General features: G+C 72.8%; 21 protein-coding genes and 1 riboswitch. Of the genes, 9 read left to right on the top strand and 12 right to left on the bottom strand.

From position 1 onward, the window contains the following. Positions 1–363 precede the first annotated feature (363 nt). Positions 364–1599 carry a globin domain-containing protein gene (locus tag AB0Q96_RS24360; protein WP_365328819.1) on the top strand — a complete coding sequence of 412 codons (1236 nt, stop codon included), beginning with the start codon at positions 364–366 and terminating at the stop codon, positions 1597–1599. Further along, complete coding sequence (locus tag AB0Q96_RS24355; RefSeq protein ID WP_365328817.1) at positions 1596–2399, top strand: pyridoxamine 5'-phosphate oxidase family protein; 804 nt, start codon at positions 1596–1598, stop codon at positions 2397–2399. Before AB0Q96_RS24360 ends, AB0Q96_RS24355 begins: the two co-directional genes overlap by 4 nt. Before the next feature lie 169 nt (positions 2400–2568). On the opposite strand, the gene AB0Q96_RS24350 is transcribed toward AB0Q96_RS24355, so the two are convergent. Then, entirely contained in the window at positions 2569–3654 is a 1086-nt protein-coding gene (locus tag AB0Q96_RS24350) for a hypothetical protein (protein ID WP_365328815.1), read from the bottom strand. A 13-nt stretch (positions 3655–3667) separates the two neighbouring features. Beyond that, on the bottom strand, positions 3668–4687 hold the full coding sequence (locus AB0Q96_RS24345) for a hypothetical protein (RefSeq protein WP_365328813.1): 1020 nt from the start codon (positions 4685–4687) through the stop codon (positions 3668–3670). Between the two features lie 559 nt (positions 4688–5246). Then, positions 5247–5402: riboswitch (cyclic di-AMP (ydaO/yuaA leader) on the top strand. 4 nt (positions 5403–5406) lie between these two features. Between AB0Q96_RS24345 and AB0Q96_RS24340 the strand changes: the two genes are divergently transcribed. Both AB0Q96_RS24340 and AB0Q96_RS24335 read left to right on the top strand, forming a co-directional pair. Beyond that, positions 5407–6294, top strand: a complete 888-nt coding sequence (locus tag AB0Q96_RS24340) for a LysM peptidoglycan-binding domain-containing protein (protein ID WP_365328811.1) — start codon at positions 5407–5409, stop codon at positions 6292–6294. 113 nt (positions 6295–6407) lie between these two features. After that, positions 6408–7337: an oxidoreductase gene (locus AB0Q96_RS24335; RefSeq protein WP_365328808.1), complete on the top strand. Its 930-nt coding sequence runs from the start codon at positions 6408–6410 to the stop codon at positions 7335–7337. A gap of 47 nt (positions 7338–7384) precedes the next feature. Here AB0Q96_RS24335 and AB0Q96_RS24330 read toward each other — a convergent pair whose 3' ends face one another. The 3 genes from AB0Q96_RS24330 to AB0Q96_RS24320 all read right to left on the bottom strand — a co-directional run bounded on the left by AB0Q96_RS24330 (position 7385) and on the right by AB0Q96_RS24320 (position 11251). Further along, on the bottom strand, positions 7385–8734 hold the full coding sequence (locus tag AB0Q96_RS24330) for an amidohydrolase (RefSeq protein ID WP_365328806.1): 1350 nt from the start codon (positions 8732–8734) through the stop codon (positions 7385–7387). A 244-nt stretch (positions 8735–8978) separates the two neighbouring features. Next, on the bottom strand, positions 8979–9662 hold the full coding sequence (locus AB0Q96_RS24325; protein ID WP_365328804.1) for a GntR family transcriptional regulator: 684 nt from the start codon (positions 9660–9662) through the stop codon (positions 8979–8981). Positions 9663–9760: 98 nt separating this feature from the next. After that, positions 9761–11251, bottom strand: a complete 1491-nt coding sequence (locus AB0Q96_RS24320; RefSeq protein ID WP_365328802.1) for an MFS transporter — start codon at positions 11249–11251, stop codon at positions 9761–9763. Positions 11252–11410: 159 nt separating this feature from the next. On the opposite strand from AB0Q96_RS24320, the gene AB0Q96_RS24315 reads away from it, so the two are divergent. After that, positions 11411–11869 (top strand): MarR family transcriptional regulator, encoded by a 459-nt coding sequence (locus AB0Q96_RS24315; protein ID WP_365328800.1) that lies wholly within the window; start codon positions 11411–11413, stop codon positions 11867–11869. Here the strand turns inward: AB0Q96_RS24315 and AB0Q96_RS24310 are convergent. The 4 genes from AB0Q96_RS24310 to AB0Q96_RS24295 all read right to left on the bottom strand — a co-directional run bounded on the left by AB0Q96_RS24310 (position 11856) and on the right by AB0Q96_RS24295 (position 15896). Further along, a complete protein-coding gene (locus tag AB0Q96_RS24310) occupies positions 11856–13052 on the bottom strand; it encodes an ABC transporter permease (protein WP_365328798.1) in 1197 nt (398 codons plus the stop codon). The two genes, AB0Q96_RS24315 and AB0Q96_RS24310, sit on opposite strands and share 14 nt — an antisense overlap. After that, positions 13049–13747 carry an ABC transporter ATP-binding protein gene (locus AB0Q96_RS24305; protein WP_365328866.1) on the bottom strand — a complete coding sequence of 233 codons (699 nt, stop codon included), beginning with the start codon at positions 13745–13747 and terminating at the stop codon, positions 13049–13051. Before AB0Q96_RS24305 ends, AB0Q96_RS24310 begins: the two co-directional genes overlap by 4 nt. Positions 13748–14019: 272 nt before the next feature. Next, positions 14020–15078 (bottom strand): peptidoglycan-binding domain-containing protein, encoded by a 1059-nt coding sequence (locus AB0Q96_RS24300; RefSeq protein ID WP_365328795.1) that lies wholly within the window; start codon positions 15076–15078, stop codon positions 14020–14022. 32 nt (positions 15079–15110) lie between these two features. Beyond that, positions 15111–15896, bottom strand: a complete 786-nt coding sequence (locus AB0Q96_RS24295) for a hypothetical protein (RefSeq protein ID WP_365328793.1) — start codon at positions 15894–15896, stop codon at positions 15111–15113. Positions 15897–16050: 154 nt separating this feature from the next. Here AB0Q96_RS24295 and AB0Q96_RS24290 point away from each other — a divergent pair, with 154 nt between their 5' ends. The 3 genes from AB0Q96_RS24290 to AB0Q96_RS24280 are packed head-to-tail and all read left to right on the top strand — an operon-like array spanning position 16051 to position 18781. After that, entirely contained in the window at positions 16051–16740 is a 690-nt protein-coding gene (locus tag AB0Q96_RS24290) for a response regulator transcription factor (protein ID WP_365328791.1), read from the top strand. Further along, entirely contained in the window at positions 16737–18260 is a 1524-nt protein-coding gene (locus AB0Q96_RS24285) for an ATP-binding protein (RefSeq protein ID WP_365328789.1), read from the top strand. The genes AB0Q96_RS24290 and AB0Q96_RS24285 overlap by 4 nt, the downstream gene beginning before the upstream one ends. After that, on the top strand, positions 18257–18781 hold the full coding sequence (locus AB0Q96_RS24280) for a hypothetical protein (protein ID WP_365328787.1): 525 nt from the start codon (positions 18257–18259) through the stop codon (positions 18779–18781). The genes AB0Q96_RS24285 and AB0Q96_RS24280 overlap by 4 nt, the downstream gene beginning before the upstream one ends. A gap of 45 nt (positions 18782–18826) precedes the next feature. On the opposite strand, the gene AB0Q96_RS24275 is transcribed toward AB0Q96_RS24280, so the two are convergent. From AB0Q96_RS24275 to AB0Q96_RS24265, 3 genes are all read right to left on the bottom strand, one after another. Beyond that, complete coding sequence (locus AB0Q96_RS24275; protein ID WP_365328785.1) at positions 18827–19237, bottom strand: hypothetical protein; 411 nt, start codon at positions 19235–19237, stop codon at positions 18827–18829. A gap of 101 nt (positions 19238–19338) precedes the next feature. Continuing rightward, positions 19339–19722 (bottom strand): VOC family protein, encoded by a 384-nt coding sequence (locus AB0Q96_RS24270; RefSeq protein WP_365328784.1) that lies wholly within the window; start codon positions 19720–19722, stop codon positions 19339–19341. A 111-nt stretch (positions 19723–19833) separates the two neighbouring features. Next, entirely contained in the window at positions 19834–20802 is a 969-nt protein-coding gene (locus tag AB0Q96_RS24265; protein ID WP_365328782.1) for an SMP-30/gluconolactonase/LRE family protein, read from the bottom strand. Between the two features lie 101 nt (positions 20803–20903). On the opposite strand from AB0Q96_RS24265, the gene AB0Q96_RS24260 reads away from it, so the two are divergent. Continuing rightward, a complete protein-coding gene (locus AB0Q96_RS24260) occupies positions 20904–21353 on the top strand; it encodes an Lrp/AsnC family transcriptional regulator (protein WP_365328780.1) in 450 nt (149 codons plus the stop codon). The last annotated feature ends 19 nt before the right edge of the window (positions 21354–21372 follow it).

The following is a 21372-nucleotide window of genomic DNA, read 5'->3' as shown; positions in this document are numbered from 1 at the left end:
TCATCCCGCCCCGGTAGCGGACCGCCAGTCGTGAAAGTCGTGAAAGACATGGAGGCGGGCGTCGGGAAATGTGGAGGAGTGCCGACCGGTCCGTGAGTGTTCCGTCGCGAAATGCCCGACGAATTGCCGCCCGGGCCGGTCCATGAATTGACCAACTCATCAGTAACACGTCTCTGACCTGGGAGAACGAGGTGATCGTGGAGTCGGGTGCACATCACTGGACGGATAACGGGCGACAGGTATGGTCGGTCCCGTTCATTCGTCGATTCGTCTCGGGGAATTCCGTGGGGGAGAGAGGAAAAGGGGCACACGCGGACTTCGTGGACGAAGACCGGTCGACGACGTTCAAGACGAGGCGGACCGATGGCAGCTGGTGGTGACGGGCGGCAGGGCGGCTGGTTCGGGCCGGACCCGGGCGAGCGGCCCACCGAGGCGGCCGCGCCCGCCGCCGGCGGAGCCGGAGCGCCGGACGACGCGACCGAGGCGGCGCTGCTGCGCCGCACGTTGGCCGAGATCGAACCGATCGCGGACAAGGTCACCTCGTACTTCTACGCCCTGCTCTTCCTCCGCCATCCCGACCTGCGGGCCCTGTTCCCGGTGGCCATGGACGCCCAGCGTGACCGCCTCTTCAAGGCGCTGCTCACGGCCGCCACGCACGCCGAGGACACCGCCACCCTCACCGCGTACCTGACCGGGCTCGGCCGCGGCCACCGCAAGTACGGCACGCTGCCCGAGCACTACCCGGCCGTCGGCGAGTGCCTGATCGGCGCCCTCGCGCGGCACGCCCCGCGCAGCTGGGGCCCGCGGACCGAGGCGGCCTGGGTGGGCGCGTACACCACCCTCTCCCAGATCATGATCGACGCGGCCGCCCGGGACGAGCTCCGCGCCCCCGCCTGGTGGCAGGCGGAGGTGGTCGCCCACGAGCCGCGCACCCCCGACGTCGCCGTCGTCACGGTCCGCCCCGACCAGCCGTACCCCTTCCGCGCCGGGCAGTACACCGCCCTGGAGACGCCCTGGTGGCCCCGGGTGTGGCGGCACTACTCCTTCGCCTCCGCGCCCCGCTCCGACGGGCTGCTCTCCTTCCACGTGAAGGCCGTGCCCGCGGGCTGGGTGTCGAACGCGCTCGTGCACAGGGCCCGGCCCGGGGACGTCCTCCGGCTCGGCGGCCCGGCCGGCTCGATGACCGTCGACCACCGCACCGACAACGGACTGCTGTGCCTCGGCGGTGGTACGGGCATCGCCCCCATCAAGGCGCTGGTCGAGGACGTGGCCCAGTACGGCGGGCGCCGCTCCGTCGAGGTGTTCTACGGCGCCCGCAGCAACGGCGACCTGTACGACATCGAGACCATGCTGCGGATGCAGCAGTCCCACCCCTGGCTCTCCGTGCGCCCGGTCGTCGACGCCGGTCCCGGCGGCGCCCTGTCCGGCGGTCTGCCCGGGGCGGTGCGCGAGTTCGGCCCCTGGCACACGTACGAGGCGTACCTCTCCGGGCCGCCCGGCATGATCCGCCGCGGTGTCGACACCCTCGTGGGCGTCGGCATCCCCAGCCACCGCATACGGCACGACTCCATCGAGGAACTGGTCGGGACGAGGAATTGAGCACCTTCGAGCACACCGGCCCGCGATCCGCGCCGCCGCCGCGCACCGTCCGCCCGGGCAGCGACGGCGAGCATGAGGTCCAGCGGCGCACGGGCACCGCCGAGCGCGCCGACCGGTTCTACGCCGAGCAGGTCCTGGACCGGCTGAACCCCCGGATGCGGGAGTTCGTGGCCCGCCAGGAGATGTTCTTCCTGGCCACCGCCGACCGGCACGGCGCCTGCGACAACACCTTTCGGGCGGGCCCGGCCGGCTTCCTCCACGTCCTCGACGAGCTGCGGCTCGCCTACCCCGAGTACCGGGGGAACGGGGTGCAGGCCAGCCTCGGCAACATCGAGGAGAACCCGCAGGTCGGCCTCCTGATGGTGGACTTCCTCCGGGACCGTATCGGGCTCCACGTGAACGGCACGGCCCGGGTCGTGCCCGACGACGTGATGCGCGCCACCCAACCCGGACTCACGGTCGACCCGGTGCCGGGGCGGCGCGCCCTGAGCTGGGTGGAGATCACCGTGGAGGAGGCGTACATCCACTGTGCCAAGCACATCCCGCACCTCCGGAAGGTGTCCCGGGACGGTCCGGGCCGGGCGTGGGGCACCGACGACGTCCGGCGCAAGGGCGGCGACTTCTTCGGCGCCGCCGCGGACGCCCCGGAGCGGGGGCCGTTCCGCCCGCCGCCCCGCGCGGGCGCGGAGATCTGGCGGGCGGAGGCCGAGCGGGTGCTGGAGCGCGCGGAGCGGGGACGGCACGCGTCCGAGGGGTTCACCGGCTGGTTCAGCAGGGGCGTCCAAACCCCGATTCACTGACCTCGCGCTTTCACGAGGCGGGGTGTCGAACACACCGGGTTCGGCCCGCGGCGTCCCGACCTCCGCGAGGCGGTCCCCGCCCAGCGCGACCGCGAGGTGCTGCGCCTGAACGTCGCCGGACGGGCCCGGGACGCGTCGCGCGCCCGGGCCCGTCCCGTATCGGTGCAGGTCAGCGGACCTGGACGGATGCGACCAGAGTGTTCAGGTCCGGCCAGAGCTTCTTGTTCGTCTCCGGCAGTACGACCCACAGCACCGAGGGGCGGACCCGCCCGGTGTCGACCACGAGGACCGCGTTCAGGTCCATCGTGGACGGCACCCCGCGCTTGTGGAAGTGGATCTCGCTGACCAGCAGCCAGGCGTCATGTCCGTCGACCTTCAGCGGCTGCGAGGCGACGTCGACCAGGATCGCCTGGTCACGGGGGTACTCGTAGCGCCGCCGCTCGTCCATCACCGCGCCCGCCACGCCCCGCAGCTCCCCGGTGCCGCCGGCCGCGGCCATGATGTCCTCGTCGACCTGCGTGGACTTCACGAGTGCGCGCTGGCGCCCCTCCTGTTTGCGGGTGAAGCCGTCGAAGATGGGATCCTGCGTCTTGCTCCGGTCCCACGTGCCGCCCAGCTCCGCGTACTCCAGGGAGGAGTCCGTGACGGTGCCGATGACCGGCGAGCCCTCGCCCGGGTAGTCCGGCACCTTGACGGTCCCGGTGAGCCGCCGCTCCTCGGGCAGCGGGGAGGCGCCGGGGGTGAGAGTGGGCACGGGGATGCCCCGCCGCGGGGCGTCCGCGGTGCTGCCCGCGCAGGTGGCGGACGAGGAGTCCGGTGTGCTGTGCGCCTGCTGGACCACCTTGCCGCCGACCAGCACGGTGCACGTGAGAGTGCCCCCTTCCTGGTCCTCGCGGCTTCTGACGTCCAGATAGAAGTCGGCGCCCGCCGCCAGCTCGACGGTCTTGCGGTACGGCAGGATGACGACCCCGTGGGGCGTGTGGTCGCCGTTCGCCTCCCCGACGGTGAGGTTCACCGAGGGGTGGTCGCCCGTCGCGATGTAGGTGACCTCGACCCGCCGGGGTTGCTTGTCCGGGGATGCCCCGTCGTCGCTCGGGTCGCCGACGGCCAGGGCCAGGCCCACGGCGCCGAGCGTGACCACCTCGAAGAGGATCACCAGGACGCCGACCAGGTAGAACCCGCCCGGGATCCGGTCGAAGGTCTTCTTGCCGCGGCCGGAGTGGAACGCGCGTCTCGGCTGGGATGTCCGCGTCATGTCGTCCTCCCCCTCACGCCCGGCCGCTGTCGCCGGACCGGCGGTCGGCCGGCTCGTCGGCGAACCGCGTGGCCAGCAGCCCCGCCTCCCGCGCCTCGTCCAGCATCCGGTGCAGGTCCTGGAACCGGGACCGGTCGGCGAGCCCCTCGATCTCGGCGACGGCCAGCTCGTCCCGCACCGTGTTCACCACCAGCTCGTGCATGTCCTCGCCGAGTTGCTCCAGCTCTCGTACGGCCTCCCACTCGCGGTACGCCGCGTCCGCCGCGCGGGTGTTCTCGGCGTACCGCTCCAGCGCCTCCACCCGCTCCTCCAGCGCGCTCGACGACAGCCGCAGCGCCTGCCGCTGAGTCCGCAGCACCTCCTCCACCCGCGAGCCGGAGGCGTCCCCGGCAGCGGTGCGCACCCTCCGCGCCAGCCGGGTCAGCTCGGCCAGGCGCTGGGCGATCTCGTACTGTTGGGCCGGCAGCGTCACGTCGTTGGCGATGTCGTCCAGCAGCCCTTCCCGGTCGACCTGCGACTGGAGTACCGCCGTCACGGCGGCCTGGGCGCGTTCCATCCGGCGCAGCGGCGAGTGGCCCAGCAGCTCGCGCAGGGAGTCGTCGCCGAAGTCCTCGGCCAGGTAGTAGCGGCCGTGGCGCAGCCGGGCCACCCGCTGCCGCTCGTCGGTCCCGCAGCCGAGGACGACGATCAGCAGCCAGGCCAGCAGGTGCACGCCCACGACGGTCAGGACGAACGCCTCGAACCCGAACTGGACCCCGACCCAGATCAGCCCCGCCTGCGCCGCGAGCCCGACGGCCAGGCCGGGCCACACGCCGATCAGCGCCCACAGGATCGTCACCGGCAGGAGCGCGCACACCGCGGAGACCCCCAGGGCCGTCCAGATGTCCGCCTTGGTACGGCCGCCCAGCCCCGGATCCTCGGGCAGCGGCAGCGTGGCTGGGAAGAGTCCGTCGGCGGACTTCTCCAGCAGCGCGCGCTCCGCGCCTTCGAGGGCCGGATCCACCACCGGCCGCAGCGCAATGTCCTGCGCCATTCAGCAACACCCCCCACAGGTCGGGGGAGATCGTGACACACGCCAAAGGGGCTGCCCCCGCCACCCCTGTTCCCGGCCGCCGACTGACCGCTCGGGCCGGCGTGCGCGAGCACGTGCGGAAGCCGGCCGGCACAGCGGTGCGGTTCGCCCGCCACTGCCCTGGACCGGCGTGATCACCGACGCCCACCCGACGCGACAGCCGGGCCATCAGCCCGGCTGCCACCAGTCCGAACAGCCGAAACGGCCCGCCGAAGGAACCGACGGACCGTCACGGAGGATCGAGGCTAAGTTCTCAAATCCATTGGATTCGGACATGTCCTATTAAGTAGGGCCTGGTGATCTGAGTCACGGTCGGGCATTCTCCCGGAATGCTGTCGTGGCGTCATGCGCGAACCCCCGGGAACGAGTTGGGGAAAAGGATCACGACGCGTCGATTGATCCATTTCCGCCCCGTAAAAGATCTGCTTGCTTTTGCGAATCAGGCGCTTGTTCTCGCCGTTCGCCTTCGCCTACGGTCACCCGTCATCCGGACGGAACGCCGAATCCTGCCGCCGCCCGGGCACCGCACTCACTCACCCGTACGGCAGGAGCGGGGGACCCAGGTTCTCCGCCGTCCCGGTCTCCGGGGCGGCTCGGGGTGAAGCCGCGCGCCAGCGCGGCCGGGCAGCTCCTGCTCGAACCCGACAGCTCACCTCGCAGGCGAAGGAGAGGAATGCGCCATGCGTGGAACCGGGAAGCACCGCCGCCGCACGACCACCCCGCTCGCCCGAGGGCTGGCCGTCGTCGGCATCACCGGCAGCGCCGCACTCGCCCTGCCGCTCGCCGCGGCCACCGGCGCGTCGGCCCAGACCCCGAGCGCCCCGAGGGCCGTCCACTCGGTGGCGAACGTCGCGTCCGTCACATCCGTCGCAGTCGAAAAGGCCGTGGCCCAGACGGTGAAGACGAACGGTCTCGTGCGCTATTCCGTGGTCGCCGGCGACTCGCTCTCGAAAATCGCCCGGAAGCACCACGTGAGCGGCGGCTGGAAGACGATCTACCGCGACAACCGCGCCGCCGTCGGCGCGGACCCGAGCCTCATCCGTCCCGGCCTGCGACTCGCCCTCGACACCGGGAACGCCAAGGGCACCGACAACGCCGCGCGCCCGGCGGCGGCGCGTCCGGCCGCCGCGACCGGCGCCGCCGCCGCGCTCCCGGCGGTCGCCCGTCAGGCGTCCGCCGCCTCGCCCGCCGTGGTCCAGGCCGCGGCCCAGGCGCCCGCCGTCTCCTCCGCCGCCGCCATCTCGTACTCGAACGACCTGGACGGCTGGATCCGCGAGTCGCTCGCCATCATGGCCAAGAACGGCATCCCTGGCACCTACGACGGCATCCACCGCAACATCATGCGCGAGTCCTCGGGCAACCCGCTGGCCATCAACAACTGGGACTCCAACGCCCTCGCCGGCACCCCGTCCAAGGGCCTGCTCCAGGTGATCGAGCCCACCTTCCGGGCCTACCACGTCGCCGGCACCCCCTTCGACCTGTACGACCCGGTCGCCAACATCACCGCCGCCTGCAACTACGCGGCCGACCGCTACGGCTCGATCGACAACGTCAACAGCGCCTACTGACGGCACCGCGCGAGCTCTCCCGGCCGAGGCGCTTCGCCGAGGTGTCCCTATGATTGTCGTTACCCTCGGTAGCGGCAGCATGGGGGCACCACGGCCGGAAGGAGCCATCGGAGATGACGGGCTGGAACGCGCGGAACATCCCCTCCCAGGGAGGGCGCACGGCGGTGGTCACCGGAGCCAACAGCGGCATCGGATACGTCACCGCCCGCGAGCTGGCCCGCGCCGGGGCCCACGTCGTCCTCGCCTGCCGCAGCCGCACCCGCGGCGAGGCCGCCCTGTCCCGGCTGCGCGACGAGGTCCCGCACGCCTCCGCCGCGTTCGCACCGCTCGACCTCGGCGACCTCGCCTCCGTGCGCGCCTTCGCCGCCGCCCGCGCCGAAGCCGACGAGCGACTCGACCTGCTCGTCAACAACGCGGGCGTGATGGCCCTGCCCCACGGCCGCACCGCCGACGGCTTCGAAACCCAGTTCGGCGTGAACCACCTCGGCCACTTCGCGCTCACCGGGCTGCTCATGCCCCAGCTGCTGCGCACCCCGGACGCCCGGATCGTCAGCCTCTCCAGCGGCTTCCACGCGCTCGCCGACCTGGACCACACCGACCTCAACGCCGAACGCGGCTACCGGCGCTGGATCGCCTACGGGCGGTCCAAGACGGCCAACCTCCTCTTCGTCCACGAACTCTCCCGCCGCCTGGCCGCCGCCGGCTCCGGGATCGTCGCGGCCGCCGCCCACCCCGGCTACGCCGCCACCAACCTGCAGACGGCCGGCCCCCGACAGGAGGGCCGCAAGACCGCCGCGCGCCTGATGGAACTGGGCAACCGGATCATCGCCCAGCCCGCCACCGGCGGCGCGCTGCCCACCCTGTACGCCGCCACCGCCCCCGGCGTGCGCCCCGACGCCTTCATCGGCCCCAAGCTGGGCTGGCGCGGCCCGCCCACCCGTTCCTGGCGGGCCGGCTGGACCCTCGACGACACCTCCGGCGAGCGCCTGTGGACCGCGTCCGAGGAGCTCACCGGTATCCGGTACGCCTCACTGGCCGGCTAGGCAGCGGTACGGCTAGGGCCTGCGGCCCGCAGCCCGCGGCCCGCCGCTCAGGCGAGGAACTCCCCGTCGCGGGCCACCACGACACCGCCGTGCACGACCAGGTCCCGGCGCGGCATGTCCACCACGACCTGGGGCAGGCACTCGCCCCGCACGAGGACGAAGTCGGCCGGCGCGCCGGGCCGGAGGTCGGCGTGCGGCAGGCCCATGACGTCCGCGCCGCCGTGCGCGGCGACGCCGTAGCAGTCGGTCAGCTCGTCGTCGAGGCGGACGTCCGTGACCCAGCCGAGCAGGTGGGCGCGGTGCATCATGTCCGCGTTGCCGAACGGGCTCCAGGAGTCCCGCACGCCGTCGGAGCCGAGGCCGACCCGTACGCCGTGCTCGCGGAGCCGGGCGATCGGCAGGACCAGCGAGTCGGAGGGCGCGACGGTCGTGAGGGCGATGTCCTGGGCGCCCAGATCGGCGGCGATCGCGCCCAGCTCGCGGTCGGACAGGGCGGGCAGGCAGAAGACGTGGCTGACGGTGACCCTGCCCGCGAGCGACAGGGCGCGGGTGCGCTCGATGATCCCGCGCATCGCCTTGATGCCCTTCTCGCCGCGGTCGTGCAGGTGGATGTCCACGCCCACGCCGTGCCGGTCCGCGATGCCGAAGACCAGGTCGAGCTGCTCGTCGAGGGCCTGGTCGAAGCCGATCGGGTCGATGCCGCCGATCATGTCCACGAGCCCCTGGCGGGCCGCGTCCTCCAGCAGCTTCGCGGTCCCCGGGGTGCGGATGACGCCGTGCTGCGGGAAGGCGACGATCTGCACGTCGAGCGCGTGCCGCAGCCGCGCCCGCGCGTCGGCGACGCCCTGCACGCCGGCCAGGCCGTACGCCGGGGCCACGTCGGCGTGGGCGCGCATCGCCCGGGTGCCCCGGGCGACGGCGTGGGACATCAGGCCGTACGCGCGCTCGGCGACCGGCCGGCGCTGGCTGCGGAACAGCTCCACGTCCTGCGCGACGTAGTCGGCGATGCCGCTCGCGGGGCGCCGCGACACCCAGGACCCGCCCCAGGTCGTCTTGTCGGGGTGGATGTGCGCGTCCACCAGCGAAGGAAGCGCGATCCGGCCCCCGCCGTCGACGACCTTCGCGCCCCGCGGGGCGGGGCCGTCCGAGACGCGCCCGTCGACGACCACGAGGTCCGTCGCCCTGGCCGCGCCGAAGACGCGCACATCGCGGAAGACCACCGCCCTGTCGCGCTGCCGCCCGGCTGCCGCGCCGGTGGCGGCCCCGGCTTCTACGGGCGCGGCCGTGGCGGGGGCTGCGGCGCCCACAGTGGCCGCCGTACCGGCGAGGGCGGCGGCGCCGGTGGCGGCCAGCACCGTGCGACGGGAGAGCGCGGGGGAGGGGGAGGACGGCTGCATGGGGACTCCTTGGGGAGGGGACCAACGGCTCCCCGATTTTGTATACCAATCAAATGTGCGCCGAACAAGGGTGGAGTGCCGGAGGCCCGTGAAATCCCAGATGGGAGCCGATTCAGGGCGTGGAGGGGGAGGGGGCTAGAGTCGGACCCCGCTCTTGGTATACAAAGTCCGTGACTGTCGTCGGTGGTCATCGGTGGTCATCGGTGGTCGACGGTGGTTGACGACGGGCGTCGGCTGTCGCCGTTCAGGCGTCGCCGAAGAGGGAGCGCAGGGCGACCGCCCTGCTGTCCCGCACGTGCAGCAGCGTGCAGGCCCCGGCGGCCTCCGCGTCGCCCGCCGCGATGTGCCGGAACATCTCGGCGTGCTGGGCCCGCATCTGCGCGGGCTCCTCGCGGAGCCCGAAGAGCAGCCGCAGCTGCCAGCTCAGCTGCTCCATCATGCGCGCGAGCAGCGGATTGCCGGCCATCGCGACGACACCCTCGTGGAAGGCCGTGTGCGCGGCGACCTCCCGCGCCCCCTCGGCCTCGGCCGCCGCCGACTCGGCCTGGTGGAGCGTCGCCTCCAGCGCGGTCAGCCCCTCGGCGTCACCGGCGGCCGCGACTCCGGCCGCGAGCCGGGAGGCCTGGACGGCCAGGGGCTCCCACACCTCGTACAGGTGCTCCACGTCGGCGCGCTCCAGGCGCCGTACGCGCACCCCGCTGTGCGGGAGCAGTTCGAGCAGCCCCTCGGCGACGAGGGCGCGGAGCGCCTCGCGGACCGGTACGCGCGACATGCCGAGCTCCTCGGCGACCTCCCGCTCGACGAGCCGGGCGCCCTGCTCGTACCGCCGGTCGACGATGCGCTGCAGGACGGCCTCGCGCGCCCGCGCTCCGAGCGGGCCCGATCCGGCTTCCTTGGCCGCCGACCCGGCCCTGCTGCTGTCCGCCACCTTGTCCGACCTCTTCCGTCCTCGCGCCGGGACCACCCGGGCCCGCCGCGCCGAGGATACGACGGGCGGGCCGGGCGGGCTGGGCAGGTCGGGCCGGGTCAGGCGGCGGCGGGTTCGGCCGACTGCTCGGCGGCGGGCGCCGGCGTCGCCGTGGCGCGGGGCCCCTGGGCGGCGCGCAGGCCGAAGCGGGCGATCACGGCGACGAGGGCGAAGGCCGCCGCCCCGATCCAGAAGGTGAGGGTGAAGCCGGACTCCGCGGGCAGCGGCGGCACCCCCGCCGGCAGGTGCTCCACGGTCTTCGAGGCCAGGATCGTGGTGACGACGGCACTGCCGATCGCGCTGCCGGTGGAGCGCGAGATGGAGTTGATGCCGTTGGCTATGCCGCTCTGGTGGTGCGGGACGCTCGCCATGATGACGGCGGGCATGGCCGCGTACCCGAAGCTGACGGCCGCGCCGACGATCACACCGGCGCCGATCACCGAGGCGGTGTGGCCGTGGTCCAGGGCGAGCCAGCCGAAGCCCACGGCGCCGAGCGCGGCGGCCAGGACCAGCGCCGTGCGCGGCCCGCGGTGACGGACCAACTGGCCGCCGACGGGGGAGGCGAGCAGCGACACGATCGCGCCGGGCAGCAGGAACTGCACCGAGGCGCGCAGGATCGACGCGTCGAACCCGTACCCGGTGAGTGCCTGGGGCATCTGGACGAGGTACGAGACGCCCAGGAAGTTCGCGAACATGCCGAAGCCGACGAGGATGCCGGCCAGGTTGGCCATGAGCACCGGCCGGTGCACGAACATGCGCATGTCGACCAGCGGCTCGCGCACCTTCAGCTCGACCAGGACCCAGACGCCCGTCATGACGGCCGCGCCCGCGAAGCTGCCCAGCGTACGGGCGGAGGTCCAGCCCCACTCGTGGCCCTGCGAGATGGGCAGCAGGAGCAGCAGCAGGGTGACGCCGAGGGCCAGGGCGCCGAGGAAGTCGGTGCGCCCGCCGGTCTTGTGGCGGGTCGCCGGGACCAGGAACAGGACGCCGAGCAGGGCGAGCGCGGCGAAGCCGGTGGCCATCCAGAAGGCGTCGCGGTAGTCGGCGTCCGGGCCGGAGGTCAGCAGGCCGGTGGCGACGAGCGCCAGGCCGCTGCCGAACGCGAGGGTGCCGCTGACCAGCGACATGGCGCCCGGCAGCTTCTGCGGCCGGACCTCCTCGCGCAGGACGGACAGGGCGAGCGGGAAGATCGCCGTCGCCGCGCCCTGGAGCACCCGGCCCAGGATCAGCAGGGGCAGCGAGGTCGCCAGGGCGGCGACCACGGAGCCGACGACCATGACGCCGAGCACCGCCACCAGGGTGGGCTTCTTGCCGTGCTGGTCGCCGAAGCGGCCGAGCAGCGGCGTGAACACGGCGGCGGAGAGCAGCGTGGCGGTGGTCACCCAGCTCACCTCGGCCGTGGAGACGCCGAGGTCGCTGCGGATCAGGCCGAGGATCGGGACCGGCAGGGTCTGCATCATCGACACGACCATGGCGGCCAGGCTCAGGGCGAAGACGATGACGGTCTCGCGTCTGGCGCCGGCGGTGGACGGCGGGGTGCTGCTGCTCATGTGGGGGCCTTCTCCATGCCTCATCGCTCCGCCCGTCATCGCTTCAGGACGTCGATGGTTGATGTCATCAAGTAAGTTCGTCGATGACCGTAGACCTCGATATTTAAGAGAGTCAAGTAAACAATTGATAATGTGAAGGATCTTGAGTAGGCTCGAACCATGAGCGCGACGGCCCCCGAGACCCCCAGCAAGCTCCAGCTCCTGGAGCTCCTCGCCGCCATCGGCACGGCCCAGTGGCGCGACTTCGCCGCCGCCGCCGCCCACCACGGCCTCACCTCCACCCAGGCCAAGGTCCTCGCCCAGCTCGACACCCCGCTGCCGATGCGGGCCCTCGCCACGCTCCTGGTGTGCGACGCGTCCAACGTCACCGGGATCGTGGACCGCCTCGAAGCCCGCGAGCTCGTGCGCCGCGAGCCCGACCTCCACGACCGCCGCGTGAAGAACGTGGTGGCCACCGACAGCGGCCGGGAGATCATCCGCCGCGTCCGCGAGGAGATGCAGGCCACCCACGGCGCCCTCGACACCCTCACCACCGCCGAGAGCGCCACGCTCTACACCCTCCTCGGGCGCCTGCGCCCGGGCATGGAGGAGGGCGACCGCCGGCTCAGCTCGCGTTGAGCGCCGTCGTCGGATCCAGGCGGGACGCCCGGACGGCGGGATAGAGACCCGCCAGCGCGCCGATGACGAGGGTCGCCGCGAGCCCACCGCCGAGCGACCAGAGCGGCACCACCGGCGTCCAGCCCTGCACCAGCGCGAAGCCGTGCGTGGCCGCCGCGCCCAGGACCGCCCCCGTCACCCCGCCGAGCGCGGACAGCAGCAGCGACTCGGTGAGGAACTGCACCCGGATCGCCCCCCGGGTGGCCCCGAGGGCCCGCCGCAGCCCGATCTCCTGACGCCGTTCGAGCACCGACACCACCATGGTGTTCGCGACCCCGACACCGCCCACGAGCAGCGCCACCGCCCCGAGACCCAGCATCAGCGCGGTGAGTCCCTTGTCGGTGGCGGCCTTCGCGGCGAGCGCGTCGGACGGGCGCGAGACCTTGACCCCGGTCGGGTCCCCGGGACTCACCGTACGGGCCAGCACGGCCCGCACGTCCTCGACGGACGCGTCCGAAGAGCGCTCGAAGACCGTGGACGGATGCCCGTCGAAGCCGAAGTAGCGCTCGGCCGCCGGGAATCCGACCAACGCCACCCGGTCCAGGGTGGGGACCAGCTCGATCGGTTCGAGGATGCCGACCACCACCACGTACTCGTCGTTCATCATGATCTTCTCGCCGGGCGCGGTGACACCGAGCCGCCGCGCCGCGACCGCCCCGAGCACGGTCACCGGCAGGCGCTCGTTCGCCCGGTTCAGCCACACCCCCCGGCTCACCTCCGCACCCAGCGCGGTGAGCAGGTCCGGCCGGGCCGCCTGCGCGGTGACGCCCGCCGTCCGCTCCTCCGGCACGACGTCGCTGCGCCGGATCCGCGCGTCCACGTCGGCGGTGGCCGTCACGTGCTCGACCGGCCCGATGCGCCGCACCATCGCCACGGCGTTCTTGGGCAGGGTGACCTCCTGACCGTACGGGTCCCGGCCGGCCTCGGCGGTCAGCAGATTGGTGCCGAGCCGGTCGAGACGGCTCATCAGATCCGCCCGGCTGGACGTCGACAGACCGACCACGGCGATCATGGTCGCGATGCCGATGGCGATGCCGAGCGCGGACAGCACCACCCGGGTCCTACGTGTGCGCAGACCGACCGCACCGGTCCGCAGCACGTCACGGGGGGCGAGCCGGGCGGGGCGCAGCGGTGCCGTGTTCATGCCCCCACCTCCTTGCGAAGCCGAGGGGAGCCGTCCCGCCCGGAGTCGTCCACCACCGCGCCGTCGCGGAAGCGCACCCGGCGGGGCAGGGAGTCGGCGATGTCGTGGTCGTGGGTGATGACACACACCGCCGTGCCGGCGGCGTTCAGTTCGTGCAGGAGCTCCATCACGATCCGCCCGGACGCGCTGTCGAGGGCCCCGGTCGGTTCGTCGGCGAGCAGCAGGTCCGGCGCGCCCACGAGCGCCCGGGCGATGGCGACGCGCTGTTTCTCGCCGCCGGACAGCTCGGTGGGCCGGTGGCCGAGGCGGTGCCCGAGCCCGACCCGCTCCAGCGCGGCGCGGGCCCGCGCGCGGCGTTGCCGCAGACCGACGCCCGCGTACAGGAGCCCGTCGCCGACGTTGTCGACGGCGTCGCGCCCGGTGGACAGGTGGAAGTGCTGGAACACGAAGCCGATGTGCCGGGCGCGCAGCGCGGACAACTGGGCGTCCGACAGCGTCCCGACGTCCCGCCCGGCGACAAGGACGGTGCCGGTCGTGGGCCGGTCCAGGGTCCCCATGATGTTGAGCATGGTCGACTTGCCGGAGCCCGACGGGCCGACGATGGCCAGGAGTTCACCGGCCTCGACGGTCAGGTCCACCGCGCGCAGCGCGTGCACCGGTCCCGGGTGGGTCTTCGAGGCGCCGCGCAGCTCCACGACCGGAGGTACGGGGGAGGCACCCCCCGTCGCGCCACGAGCGAGGAAGCCGTCCGGAGGGCTCGCGGGGGAGCGCGGGGCGGGGCGCGTGGCGCTGCCTGTGGTGGGGCTCGTGCCGCTGCCTGTGGCGGGGTTCGTGCCGCCGTCCGTGGTGGAGCTCGTGCCACCGTCCGAGGCGGAGCTCGTGCCGCTGCCAGTGGCGTGGCTCGTGCCGCCGTTCGCGACGGAGCCCATGCCGCCGCCCGACGCGGCGGCGCGACGCGCGCCGGCGGTCACGGGGCCGCCACCCCCACCCGCATCCCCTCGCGCAGCGCAGCCCCGCTGACCTCGATCTTCCCGTCGGCGGTCATGCCGGTCTCCACCCGCACCATCCGGCTCTTGGTCCCCTCGACGACCTCCAGCCCGTATCCGCCGTTCTCGCCGCGCAACGCCACCACCGCCTCGACGGGCACCACGAGCACCCCCTTCCTGCTCTCGCTCACGAACCTCACGCTCGCCGTGGCCCGGGCGTCCTCGCCCGCCGGCGTCCCGTCGTCGAGGGTCACCTCGACGGTGATCCCCTCCCGGGCACCTCCGCCCCCGCCCCCGGCTGCGTCACCAGCTCCGGCGCCGGCGCCGCCGGGCCGGACGGTGCCGGTCACCTTCCCCCGTACCGTCGTCCCACTGGGCAGCGTCACCTCGACGCGCGTGCCCGGCGCGGTCAGCGGCGCGTCCGCCTGGTCCAGGTCGGCCCGGACGACGGGACGGGGCGAGGCCACGGTGAGCACCGCCCGGTCGGGGCCGACCTGGTCGGCCAGGGCCGCGTCCGCCGAGACGACCTTGACCCGGCCCGGCTGGAACACCGCGTCGCCCTTGCCGACCCGCCCGGTGGGCTCCCGGTTGAGCGACTTCTGCCACCGCTTGACGGCGGCCTCCGTCGCCGCGTCGTACCGCGGGTCCACGTACAGGCCACCGCCGAACCCGAGGTCGCGCAGATTGCGTTCGAGCTGGAGGACGTCGGTGCCCCGGTCGCCGGTCCGCATCTCGCGGAACATCGGCACCGGCCCGTACAGCAGGGTGACGGGCTTGTCGTCGAGCTCGTACAGCGCCTGCCCCTGCCGTACGGTCGCGACCTCCTCGGCCGCCACCGTGACCGTGCCCGGGACCGCCGACTTCACCGGCCGCCGGCCCGCGTAGTCGAGCCGCCCGTCGACGGTCTTGCTGCTCACCAGGTCCGTCCGGACGACGGTGGCGGTCGCGGGCGGCAGCCCCCGCCCGCCGCCCGCCGGCTCCGCCTCCGGCCCGGCGCCGAGCACGACGGCCCCGGCACCGGCCGCGAGGGCCACCGCCACCGCACCACTCAGGAGAAGGGTCCCGCGCCGCGTCACTGCATGCCGTCCAGGCCGTCGAGGAGCTTGTCCTTGCAGGCCGCGACGGCCTGCTTGTACGCGGGGGAGTTACGGTCGAACGACGGGCTCGCCGGGTTCGGATCGCCGCCGGGGATCACGTTGCCCCCGGACATCGTCGGGTTCTGGAACCGCGACACGCCCTTCTCACGCATGCACTGGGCGTGCGCCAGCATCGACTCGTACTCGATCTGCGCGTCACGCTCGGGCTCCTGCTGCGCCGCCGCCGTCATCTCGGTCACGCAGACGCCGCCCTTGCCGCCCTTGGACACCTCCGGGTACGTGGCGCCCAGCTCGTCGATCTTCGACCAGTCCAGGTAGCCGCTCAGCTTGGGGTCGGGGAACTCCTTGACGCCGCCCTTGCCGCGCATGCACCGCACGTAGTTCATCTGCGCGTCGTAGAAGGCGCCCTTGCCCCCGGCCGCCGACGACCCGCCCCCGCCGCCTCCGCCGGTACCGCTCGGGGTGGCGGAGGCGGCGGACGTCTCGTCGGGGACGGTGGCGACGCCGGCCTCCTTGACCCCGCCGTCGGAGCCACAGGCGACGGCGAAGGCGAGGACCGGGAGTGCGAGGAGCGCGGCGAGGACGGTACGGGGACGCCGACGGCGCGCACGGGCGGCGGAAGCCTCCGAGGCATGCGAGACGTGCGAGACGTGCGAGACGTGCGAGGCGTGCGAGGCGTGCGAGGCGTGCGAGGCGTGCGAGGCGTGCGAGGCGTGCGACGTCTGCGAGGTGTTCGAGACGTTCGAGGTGGGGGAAGTCATGCGGACGACTCTCAGGCGCGGACGTGACGGTCTCTCCCGCACCGCTCCATGAACACGTAACACCACATGATGAGAACGTAACAATGCCGACGGCCCGCCGCTCAGGGTCCTGAGCAGGGACTACACGGCGAAATCCTCGCCCATAATCGGACGCATGCCCCATGTGCTGCTCATCGAGGACGACGCCGCCGTGCGCGACGGCATGGAACTCGTCCTGCGCCGACACGGCTACGACGTCGACACCGCGGCCACCGGCGAGGAGGCACTCGCCCTCCTGGACGGCCCGGCCGGCAAGGCCGTGGAGCTCGTCGTGCTCGACCTCATGCTGCCCGGCATCGACGGCTTCGAGGTCTGCCGCCGTCTCCGCGCCCGTTCCACCTTGCCCGTCATCATGCTCACCGCACGCGGGGACGACGCCGACATCGTCCGAGGTCTGGAGGCCGGCGCCGACGACTACGTCGTCAAGCCCGTCACCGCGCCCGTCCTGGAGGCCCGCATCAAGGCGGCCCTGCGCCGGGCCGAACCGCAGCCCGCGCACCCCGAACGCTCCGAGTACACCGGGCTCGTCCTGGACCGCGCGGGACTCACCGTCACCCGGCACGGCATCCCCGTCGCCCTGCCGCCCACCGAGCTGCGCCTGCTCCTGGAACTCTCCGCCTCGCCGGGCAGGGTCCTCAGCCGGGAGCAGCTCCTCGAACGCGTCTGGGACCACGACTTCCTCGGGGACTCGCGCCTGGTCGACGCGGCGGTGGGGCGCCTGCGGGCCAAGATCGAGGACGAGCCGGCCCGGCCGCGCTACATCCAGACGGTCCGTGGCTTCGGCTACCGCTTCGGTCCGATATGAACCCGCGCCGCCCCTCGCCGCCCGGCCGGCCACCGGAAGCCGACGGCCGCCCGAGGCGGGCCCGCCGGCCGTGGCTGGGCAGCCTGCGCACCCGCCTCGTCGTCACCTTCGTCCTCGTCACCCTCACCGGCTCCGCCACGGCGACCGTGCTCGCGTACCGGGAGGCGCGCACGGCGATCCTCAAGCGCGCCCAGGACTCCTTCCAGGACAACCTGCACGACCGTGTGACGACCATCGCCCCCGACGTGGACCTGCCGCCGACCGGACGCGGCCTCACCGAACTCGCCGAACGCGTCTCGCAGAGCCTCGCCGGCGCCCCGCTCGTCATCAGCCGCTACCGCGAACTCGAAGGCACCTCCGACGGGCTCGCCGACCGGAGCCGGATCACCCCGGAGCTCCGCGAGGCGGTCCGCACGCGCTCGGCCATGAGCTTCCAGCGCGTCACCCTCGACGACATCCCGTATCTCGTCGTCGGCACCCCCGTCACCTTCGGCGACGACGGCCGGGCCTCGGGCCTGGAGATCTACGCCGTCACCTCGCTGCGGCCCGAGGAGGACGACACGGCGGCACTGCTCACGGCGGTACGGGACGGCGTCGCCCCCGTCGTCCTGCTGTCCGCGCTCCTCGCGCTGCTCTCCGCCCGCGCCGTCCTGCGCCCGGTACGGGACCTGGGGCGGGCGACCAGGAAGCTGGCCGAGGGCGACCTGTCGATCCGGGTGACGGCCAAGGGGCGCGACGAACTCGCCAACCTGGCGCAGGACTTCAACGAGACGGCCGACGAGCTCCAGTCCTCGGTCACCCACCTGCGCGACCAGGAGGAACGCGCCCGGCGCTTCGTCGCGGACGTCTCCCACGAGCTGCGCACCCCGCTCGCCGCGATGACCATGGTCGCCACCGTCCTGGAGGAGGACGCCGACCAGCTCCCGCCGGACACGGCCCAGGCCGCCCGTACGGTGAGCGCCGAGACGGCGAAGCTGTCCCGGCTGGTCGACGACCTGATGGAGATGTCCCGCTTCGACTCCGGCGCGGCCCGCCTGACCCCGACCGACACCGACCTGGCCGGGGCGATCCGGGCCAGCCTGGCGCTGCGCGGCTGGACGGACGCGGTCCGCACGGAACTCCCCGAAGGCGTGCGCGCCCCGCTGGACCGGCGGCGCCTGGACGTCATCATCGCCAACCTGGTGGGCAATGCCCTCCGCCACGGAGCACCCCCGGTGACCCTGACCGCGACCTTGACCGTGACCGGGTCCACCCGGCGAACAGCCGTGATCGAGGTCACCGATCAGGGCCCCGGACTCTCACCCGAGGCACTGGCCCACGTCTTCGACCGCTTCTACAAGGCGGACGCGGCACGCACCCGCTCCGAGGGCAGCGGCCTCGGCATGGCGATCTCCCTGGAGAACGCCCGCCTGCACGGCGGCACGATAGAGGCCACGAACGCCCAGGAAGGCGGCGCCGTCTTCACCCTCACCCTCCCCCTGCCCCTGTCAGAGCCCGAGGCGAAGGCCCCCACCCCATGACCGCCGAACGCCCTCCCCTGCGCCCCCTGACGGCCGCACTCGCAGCCCTGCTTGCCGCAGTGCTGACCTCCTCCTGCGGCGTGCAGCCGAGCGGGGTGATCGGCGCGGGCGAACCCCCGACCGGCCTCACCAAGGGCCTCCGCCTCTACTTCGTGTCACCGACGGGCCACCTGGAAGGCGTCTCGCGCCCCGACGTGCGGATCACCGAACTGGACGCGGCCCTCAAACTCCTGGCCGCCGGCCCCACCGACCCGGAACTGGAAAGGGGCCTGACCACCCTCGTCCGTCAACTCCCGTACGACGCCACGGGAACGGGCACCCGGGTCACCCTCAGCTCACCCGGCACCACGTTCTCCGGCAACCGCCGCGACGACCTGGTCAACGGCCAACTCGTCTGCACCCTCGCCCGCGCCCAGTCCGCCCTCCACCCCACGATCCGCCCGGACGACGTCCAGGTCACCCTCAACGGCGAGGGCCGCCCCCTGGGCCCGTACCGCTGCTCCCAGTTCATGGGTGACTAGAGCCTGTCCGGCCGATCACCATCCCGGCGCGTCACCGCGGCGAGATCAGGGCGCGAAGTACCAGCAGTACAGGTCGAGCCTCTTCTCTGTACGACTGCTGGCCAGGGCTGACACACGTTCGACGAGGTCCAGCGCGTAGTCCGGCGAGATTTCATCGGCCGGTTCGGAAGCGGCCCACGCGAGAGCTACAGCTCGGAGCCGGTCTCTTCCCGCAGTAGTCAGAGCCGTGCACAGGTGCTCCGGGACAGCGAAGACGGTGAATCCGTCGTTCGCCATGGGCACTACAGCTCGCAGTGTGCTCGCGACGCCCGTCAGCTGAGCTTCCCACCTCCCCACTGCGTCATCCAGGTAGATGCCGTCGCACGGCACGGCCGGGAAGTCGTGACTGCTGTGGGGGCCCACCCGCAGGGCGGACTCATCGTCCCTTGCGAGGAAGAACTCACCTACGTGCACCATGCGCCGATCCTCACCACCAAGGTCCCTCTGAGTGCGGGACTCAAGCATGCCTGATCGGCCGGACAGGCTCCAGCGCCGCGACGACGGGTGACGCCCGCGGCTCAGACCGGCCGGATCCGTGTGCGGAGGAGGCAGAACTCGTTGCCCTCGGGGTCGGCGAGGACGTGCCAGGTCTCGGTGCCGGTCTGGCCGACGTCGGCGGGCTCGGCGCCCAGTGTGAGCAGGCGCTCCAGTTCGGCGTCCTGGTCCCGGTCGGTGGGGTTGACGTCGATGTGCAGGCGGAGTTTCGTCGGCCGAGGGTCGCTGCTGGGGCTGAGGACGAGCGTCGGCTGTGGGCCCCCGAAGCCCGTTCCGGGCGGTCCGATCTCGATGCTTCCGTCTTCCTCGCGGCCGAGCTCGACGTAGCCGAGCACCTCGCTCCAGAACGAGGCGAGTCGTTCGGGATCGACGCAGTCGATGACCAGCTCACTGATGCGGCATGCCATGCGGGTGAGTGTAGGGGCGGGTGGCGCGACCGGGTGCCTCTTCCTCGTCGCCCCGCTCGCCGAGGTGCGCCACGGGGACGCCACGGGGACGCCACGGGGACGACGAGTTCGTCAGCCGGCGTTCCGGGTGTCCCGCCAGGGGCGACGTCCCGGCCCCGTCGGGTGGGTGCCGGTGACGGACATGACGGTGGAGTAGAGGCTGGTCTCTGCGGTGATGAAGAGACGGTTGCGCTTGGCGCCGCCCCAGGAGATGTTGGCGACCGACTCGGGGACGTTCAGACGCCCGATGAGGGTGCCGTCGGGGTCGTAGCAGTGCACGCCGTCGTCCATCGCCGCCACCCAGAGCCGGCCCTCGTCGTCGAAGCGCAGGTTGTCGAAACGGGCCCGGGGTCGGGCCGAGGCGTCGGCGAAGACCTTGCCGTCCGAGAGCGTGCCGTCCTCGCGGACGTCGAAGACCCGGACGCATCCGGCGCGCGTGTCGGAGACGAACAGCTGCCGCTCGTCGGCGGAGAAGACCAGGCCGTTCGGCGCGCCGAAGCCGTCGGCGACCAGGCGCACCGCACCGGTCTGGGGGTCGACGCGGTAGACGTTGTTCGAGCCGATCTCGCTCTCCGCGCGGTAGCCCTCGTAGTCGCTGGTGATCCCGAAGTCCGGGTCGGAGAACCAGATCGAGCCGTCGGACTTCACCGTCGCGTCGTTCGGGCTGTTGAGCCGCTTGCCCTGCCAGCGGTCCGCCAGCACGGTGACCGTGCCGTCGTGCTCGGTCCTGGTCACCCGGCGATCGCCCTGCTCACAGGTGATCAGGCGGCCCTCGCGGTCGAGGGTGTTGCCGTTGGTGTGCCCGGCGGTGCGGCGGAAGACGCCGACGGACCCCGTCTCCTCGTCCCAGCGCAGCATCCGGTCGTTGGGGATGTCGCTCCAGATCACCTGCCGCCAGGCGGGCAGGTAGACGGGCCCCTCGGCCCAGCGGCAGCCCGTGTACAGGACCTCCAGGTTCGCGTCGCCGTTCATGCACCTGCCGGTACGGAACCGCTCGTCGAACATCTCGTACAAGGCCGGGCGTTCGCTGGGCGTGGGCATGCAGTTCTCCTCGCGATGTGATCTGCCGAATCACCTTCGGTTCATGGGTGACATTGCTGGATGGGATACGGTCTCGGCAAGACGGCACCGAACGGAGAGTTGTGGATCACATAGATCGCGCGTTGCTGGAGCAGCTCCAGCAGGACGCCACCCAGTCGTACGCCGCGCTCGGCCGGGCCGTGGGCCTCTCCGCCGGCGCCGCCCACGAACGCGTACGCAAACTGCGGGAGTCCGGCGTCATCCGGCGCACCACCGTCGACGTGGACCCGGCGGCGCTGGGCCGTGGTGTCCTGGCGTACGTGATGGTCGACTCGACCGCCTGGATGGGCGATTCGGCGCGGCACTTCGCCGCCCTCCCCGAACTCGTGGAAGCGCATGTCATAGCCGGCAGCGCCTCCGTGCTGGTGAAGGTCCGCACGGCGACCACCGAGCGGCTCCAGGACGTGCTGCGCCGGATCTACGCGATCGACGGGGTCAGCGGGACGCAGGCCACGGTCGTCCTGGAGACCTTCTTCGAGCGGCCGGTGTCGCCGGGAGAGGGAGAGGGGTAGGGGGGGTGTAGGGCGGGGG

Origin of the sequence: Streptomyces sp. NPDC093111 (genome assembly GCF_040683955.1) — a bacterium.
Classification (GTDB): Bacteria; Actinomycetota; Actinomycetes; order Streptomycetales; family Streptomycetaceae; genus Streptomyces.
This window is presented reverse-complemented; position numbering and strand designations above follow the sequence as displayed.